The 6,887-nt window shown below is 53.5% G+C and carries 5 protein-coding genes; 3 read left to right on the top strand and 2 right to left on the bottom strand.

Going from position 1 to position 6,887, the window contains the following annotated elements:
• Nucleotides 1-48 precede the first annotated feature (48 nt).
• Entirely contained in the window at nt 49-1,428 is a 1,380-nt protein-coding gene (locus HXY34_11555; protein NWF96767.1) for a PAS domain-containing sensor histidine kinase, read from the bottom strand.
• Nucleotides 1,429-1,797: 369 nt separating this feature from the next.
• Between HXY34_11555 and HXY34_11560 the strand changes: the two genes are divergently transcribed.
• Nucleotides 1,798-2,697 carry a site-specific DNA-methyltransferase gene (locus tag HXY34_11560; GenBank protein ID NWF96768.1) on the top strand — a complete coding sequence of 300 codons (900 nt, stop codon included), beginning with the start codon at nt 1,798-1,800 and terminating at the stop codon, nt 2,695-2,697.
• On the opposite strand, the gene HXY34_11565 is transcribed toward HXY34_11560, so the two are convergent.
• The gene (locus tag HXY34_11565; protein NWF96769.1) at nt 2,686-3,708 is read right to left on the bottom strand and encodes an acetoin utilization protein AcuC; all 1,023 of its coding nucleotides are present in this window, start codon (nt 3,706-3,708) and stop codon (nt 2,686-2,688) included. The genes HXY34_11560 and HXY34_11565 overlap by 12 nt on opposite strands.
• A gap of 118 nt (nt 3,709-3,826) precedes the next feature.
• Here HXY34_11565 and HXY34_11570 point away from each other — a divergent pair, with 118 nt between their 5' ends.
• Complete coding sequence (locus tag HXY34_11570; protein ID NWF96770.1) at nt 3,827-5,272, top strand: hypothetical protein; 1,446 nt, start codon at nt 3,827-3,829, stop codon at nt 5,270-5,272.
• A 41-nt stretch (nt 5,273-5,313) separates the two neighbouring features.
• The coding region (locus HXY34_11575) for a cache domain-containing protein (protein ID NWF96771.1) at nt 5,314-6,887 on the top strand (1,574 nt) is incomplete at its 3' end.

Consider the following 6,887-nt stretch of genomic DNA (forward strand, 5'->3'; position numbering starts at 1 on the left):
GAGAGCATCTGCTGTCGGCCTTATTAATATGCCAGAACAGCCGCTCGACTACGCACGGCGCAGAGTGACAGTGAACCGGGCTCCTTGAGCGGGCTGGCCATCAACGCGGTCGCCCAGTTCTATTTGGCCTCCGTACTTGCGAACCATCTGATACACTAGTGTGAGGCCCACTCCGCCACTCCTCTTTGACCTCTCGAATATGATGGCCTTCTTGGCATCGCTTATACCAGGACCATTGTCAGATACGCTCACCTTCACCGAGGAGTCAGTCGTCTCAAGTTCCACCCAGATCTCCTTGGACTCCTTTGGGTTGTGTCTGGCTGCGTTCTCCAGAAGATTCCACATGAGCTCGCCAAGAAGTGCGTCGGCGACAACGAGGACATCTTCGTGAAGACCACTCAGATGAACCCGAGCTCCATACACACGCTCGACTGCACGCGACTTCTCAAGGAGAATTGCGCTAAGGTCCTGCGTACTCGAACTCAAGAACTTCAGCTGCCCTGCTCTCTTCACCTTGGTTATCAGTCGGTTGCAGCGATCCACCGCATCCGCAATATTCTGCCTCGCCTCCTCGACATAATTGGGGGGCATCTCGCAGTCGAGAAGACCTGACGAGGTCATTATGATTTGAAGCTGGTTGGCTATGTCATGCGTCAAGAGGTCAAGGTAGAACTGGATAGTCTCTTCGGCATCCTTCTGTTCAGTTATATCCGTTATGACTGCGAATGTTCCGATGAGATTGCCCTTGATGTCGAAGTATGGAGCGGCAGAAACGATTGTGGTGGCTCGTGACCCATCTCTTCGGCGCCATACCATCTCGTATCGTTCCGATTCACCTCTGTGTCTAGCCGACAGCTTCTGTCGATACTCCTCTTCACTCAGGCCGACTGTCCAGTCAATCCATTTCTTTCCGATGACATCTGACCTCTCTAGCCCAAGAAGCCTGCAGTAGCTGGAGTTTGCGTAGACAACCCTTCCCTCGAGATCGTCTATTGAGAACGCCTCTGTCATCGTTTCAACCAGTACTTGGAACTTGGCTTCTTGCTCTTCTAGGGCCTGTCGCCTTTCGATTTCGTTGGTCACGTCCACCAGTATGGCAAGCGCGCCCGGTGAGCCGTCTGGCAATTTGAGAGGTTCAAGACGCATCTGTGCAGACATGGGACTACCGTCTGGTGTGGTCAAGCTATGAAACGACCCATCGGCGGGCACAGTACCGCCACCGAACACCGTTGTTATCAACTCGTCAAGAACAGGACGAACAGTCTTGGGATGGATGTCAACAAAGAAGCGACCTATGACCTTCTCCCGAGGGAGTCCTGAAAGAGAGCACCATCTCTCATTGACATAGATGATTCGACGAGTCTGGTCGATTACGGCATATCCGTCGCGGGATCTGTCTGCTACAATCTCTGCAAGGCTTGTTGCCATGGATTGGCGTCTCCGTTCGGCATACTCGCTGCTTCCAGACCTTGATGACTGTGGAAACCTCGAGGGGGATGAGCTGAGCAGGACTGTACTTTGAATCTCAGCAATTTAACGTCACTGGTAGGATAATCAAGCTATGCGTGCGATTATTGCCGTACCGGATGGGAGGAAGGCCTGCCGACCGGGACAGCCAACCATGTGTCGCGGCGGTTGAAAGCACAGCAAGTCGCCACTGTGCACCCGGCTTCGGACATTCGCCGACTCTATCCATGGAACCAGAGCTTCATGATAAGTGATGACACCTGTGAGAACCAGACTCGACCGCTGTGGGGAGAAAGACGCTAATAGCGGCATTTCCGCTTGGCTACTGAGATGACTCGGAACGGAGACCTCGCCAGTAAGAGGCTGGACATAGGACACACGAGGACCTGTGACTGCCCGGAGAACCATATCAGCTGCCTAACAGCAAAGGAGTGGTTACGGTACCAAGTTGCAGTATGGGAGTTTTACTACGAGAAGAAGGACCTGCGGGACAAGAGAATACACCCGGCCGTGTTTCCTATTGGGCTTCCCAAGAGGTGCATTGAACTCTTCACTCACAAAGGAGAGCTCGTACTTGATCCATTCGTGGGCTCAGGCACCACGCTCTTGGCAGCAAGGACTCTTGAGCGGAACGCGGTAGGCTTCGACCTCAAGAAGGAGTATGTTGAGACTGCACAGAAGAGACTCAGAGAAGAGAGGTCAGGAGGGGCCACGCAGCTTGCGATATGTGACGATGCATTGAGAGTCTGTGATTATCTCGACGACGAGTCGGTCTCCCTCATCGTCACCTCACCGCCGTATGCTAGCCTGCTGAATCGACGCAGGACCAACAGGAGCATCAGAGGAGACCTGAGGAGGAGCGAGCACTACATGGAGGTCCAGCAGTATTCAGAGGACTCAAGAGACCTCGGCACCATGACCATCGAGGACTACTCCAATGCAATAGAGTCCATCTTCGCAGGTATTCTTCCGGTCATTAGACCCAAAGGTAATGTGATCATAAATATCACGGACTACTGGTGGGAAGGCCGACGCGTACCTGCCCACATCTACGTGGTCCAGTCTATGCAGAAGGCAGGGTACGAGCTGAGGAACACCATGATCTGGGACAGGAGGAATCTTGTGAACCGGACCGGAATATACGGGTGGCCTAACAACTACATCACGCTGTCTACGACTTTCGAGTACTTGCTTCACTTCTGGAAGCCGTCGGAGAGGTCAGAGTCCTAGGACGGGAAAGACAAGACTCCTGACGGCTTCGACGTTTGCTTTCACGACCTGCCATGTCTCCGCGTCATCTTTGAATGGCGGTGTCTGAGCCGGCGCTTCGTAAGACAACCCGGTCAAGACTGAGAACACAGATGCAGACCCCCATGCCAGTGCATCCGGATGATAGCCACCTCCAGACACCACACCAAGACGACCTTGCGCCCACCTGTGAGCAAGAGCATGTATCTTCTCTGCGATGTATCGTATCGTGTTGGTTGTCAGTTTCAGCTGAGCCAGTCTGTCAAGGTAGTGTGCATCGAAACCCGGGAGGAGGAGAATGAACTCGGGCTGATAGAAGTCAACCAGAGGGGGAACCAGTTCGTCAAAGGCATAGCGGTAGACCGAGTCCCCCGAGTCCATTGGGAAGTGCATATTGACCTTGAAACCTTTCCCAGGACCTGTGCCCATATCGTTCAGGTGACCCTCATGCGGGTAGATATACTCGGGGTCCTCGTGGAAGGATATCTGCATCACTCCGGGGTCAGCAATGAAGTACTCCTGAGTACCATTCCCATGATGTACATCGAAGTCCGCCACAAGGACTCTCTTGAATCCATGACGCTTGAGTTCGTAGACGGCAGCAGCAACATCATTGAACACGCAGAAGCCTCCGCCTCGGTCAAACCGCGCGTGATGGAATCCACCTGTTGGAGAGAAGAAGTGACTCACATCACCTCTGAGGACAGCTCGCACGCCCTCCACGGTCGCACCTGCAGTACTTCTGGCCGTCTCATAGATGCCGGGATAGCCAGGAGTGTCGATGTCAATGTCACCAGTTCCAGTGACCGATATCTGCCGCACTCTCTCTACGTATGCCTTGGAGTGCGTGATTGCAAGAAGATCCTCAGAAAGGGGCACAGCAGGAATTACGCAAGAGTGCGGTGGAACGAGGAGCCCACTGTCCTGAAGATACTCCTTCACTCGACGAAACCGCCCCTGTTGGATAGGATGTCGCGGTCCATTGTCGAACATCTCGAACTCATCGCTCCACATCAGACCAACCGAGCAAGCATGCGGAGCGACCATGTGTCGTCCGTCCCTCTAAGAACTTATATTGGTTTATGGCTAGGGACTCGTGAGGCCCAGTTGAATGAGGTTGAGAGAGGTTGCAGATGTACCCCTTTCGGCAGCAGCCTACTCAGTCTACATCAGGCAACGCCTCGACGCGCGCACTCAGGTCTTCTCGCTCGACTATGGGGATCAGCTGCGAGTATACGATGCTGAAGGCAATCTGAGATCATCAAAGAGATGGAGCAGCAAGGTCAGATGCATTGCGGTCGCAGACATAGATGGCAGCGGCAGCGACTCATTGGTGGGAGGAGTTGGGAAAAAGGTGCTTGTGGTCGATCAGAAAGGGCAACCCCTCTGGAACATGGACCTGGAGAGCGAGGTGGTCGCCTGCGATGCTCGTGATGCTGATGGAGATGGTGCGGCGGAGGTCGTAGTTGCACTGGACAACCGAAGGGTAATCCTCTGGAATGATGACAAGACCGCGTTGTTCAGCCGTACTATGGGAGATGCAATCACCGATGTGTGGCTTGAGGACTTCACCCCGGACGGTGAGCTCGAGGTCATCGTTGCAGACCGGAAGGGCTTGGTCACAGTCCTCACGGCAGCAGGGTACAAGCTTCGCGAGGTCAAGTTGGGAGATAGACTCACAGTCTTTGCAGTCTTGACCTTTGGTGAGAGGAAGCTCTTGGTGACCGGAGATGAGTCAAACAAGCTCAAGGTGTGGGACCTAGACGGGAGGCAGCTGGGCGAGATTCAGATACCCGGCATGCCAAGAGCGATTGCCACTGGCGTGCCAGACGATGTCTCAGACTCTGCGTATCTGGTAGTTGCCACCGATAGCAAGAGACTGTCTTTCTGGAGTGTCCATGAGAGTGGTCAGGTCTCGAGGACCGAGAGAGTCGTCCTCACAGAGATACAGTCGACCAAGAGCATTGTATACAGAAGGGCAATCAAGTGTGGCAACTGTGGTGCTGATACAACACCGGAAGCGGCCAAATGTGAGTCATGTGGAGCCACACTTGAGGTTCTGGATGAATACACAGTCCAAGAGTACATCAGAGAGAGCATCGACTCCATAACTTCGAAGCATGCACGAATAGAACTCAAGGACCTGGACAGGATACTCAGACGCACGCTTCCAAGACCCGCCGTATACAACCTGCGCAGGACTCTGCAGAAACTGATACAGACCAAGGTCTTGGATGGACATATAGACGGGAACACATTCATCAGGACCGTCAGCACTAAACCAAGCGAAAGGCGTGTGCTGAAGCCCTCCGAGATACAGGATGTCAAGAGAGTCCTGTTCGACCTGCTCCGTAGACAGCGAACAGTCGAGGTAGTAAGGCTCGAACAACAGACAGGAGTACCCCGGGAGATACTGAGAAAGACACTAATAATACTACTCGGGGAGGGCTCTATCAACGGCACTCTGTCTGAGACCTTCTTTGAATTGGCCGAGAACCAGAACAAGGAAGACTTTGTGAAACGCCTTGAACAAGAGCTCGCTGCACTTGCGAGATGAGGTAATCGTCAAATACACCAGACCAAACTGGAGGAAGACCATTGGAGATAAGTAAGAGAATTGTTGTTGCGTTTGTATCAGTCGCACTGATACCGATACTTGCCATATCAGGAATCTCGGGCGTGACCATATTCAATCTCTCGAACGAGAACGCGGCTGATGCGTCTGCTGCTCTTAGGGCAGAAGAGCTGGCGAACTTGGAGAGAGTTGCGAACGATACTGCGCTGTTCATACAGGAGCGGGTCCAGAACTATATTGATGGCGTCTACATGATGGAGAAGTACGCCGAGGACCTTTTCAATGACCGTATCAATGCTACACCCCAGCACTCCTACTACTGGGACTGGGAGGAGGAATATGCCGAGACCGGCATGCTGGTACCCGGCAGGCACTACGAAGAGAGATATGGATCGAGCGACATCTCGTTCAACGTCAGCTGCTACTATATGCCCAGACCGTACTACAAGACCCCCGGCGACCCGTTTGACTGGAGTGCCAGTACGGAGTACTTCCTCAATACCTCCAGCAATATGGACAATGTGTACAGAGCCCTCCACAAGATGAGCTCAGACTACATCTGGCTGTACATGGGGTTTGACCCTTCATATTGTGACAGCCATCTCTTCCGCAACTACCCCTACGACAATCTTGCGTACTTCCAGGGGAGCGTCCCAGCAGAAGACTATGATCCACCTGCAGAGGAGTGGTACACAAATGCGCTCCTCTTCTCCAATGACAGCATCGCCTTCACTGGGCCGTATCTGGACCCCTCCACCGGTCTGGTGATATCGATGGCGCGTCCTGTGAGATTTGACAACAACAGCATCTTCGGTGTAGTGTCAGCTGATGTCACACTTGAGACCGTGCTTCAGAGCGTGCTCAATGTCAGAGTACTCACAAGTGGCTACGCTTTCCTGATGGAGCGCAATTCGGAGCTGGTGGCTCATCCGGGGTTCACAGAGGAAGGCCAGACCATCTATGACCTTGAGTTTGTGTCACCCACTGGCACAGAGGCCAATGCGTTCAAGAGCGTAATTGCTTCAGCACTCTCAGCCGGCAGTGGTCAGTCCCAGTACTACAAGAACGGTCAACTCTGGTACATGACCTACGCAGTTGTCCCCAGCACTGGATTCCTGCTTGCAGTCGTCGTCCCAGCATCCGAGGTGGTGGCGCCTGCCGCTGCAATCCTAGCCACTGTCACGAACCAGACGTTCATTCTTACACTGATGCTAGTGGGTGTGCTGGTCCTTGTCGCTGGCGTTGTGGGGACGGTCGCGTATAGACGTGGGCGAGCAGTCGTCGAACCTGTCAGGGAGATGACCAAGCTTGTCCAGAAGATGTCCACACAGGACTTCACCAGAGGCGTCAGCACCTCTGGCACAATGTATGAAGAGATAGGCACGACTGTGGACGCATTACTGAGCTTCCAAGAGGCATGCAAGTTCGGCAACGAAGCATTCATTCGTGGAGACCTCCGGAGAGCCTTGCTCAACTATGAGAACCTGCTTGAGATCAGTGGGCGTCTGAAAATAGAGGAGGGGCAACAGACGATGCTGCTGAACATCGGTAATGTGTACAGACAGCGCGGTGATACCACCAATGCGCTGGACTACTA

The organism is Candidatus Thorarchaeota archaeon (assembly GCA_013388835.1).
Lineage (GTDB): Archaea > Asgardarchaeota > Thorarchaeia > Thorarchaeales > Thorarchaeaceae > JACAEL01.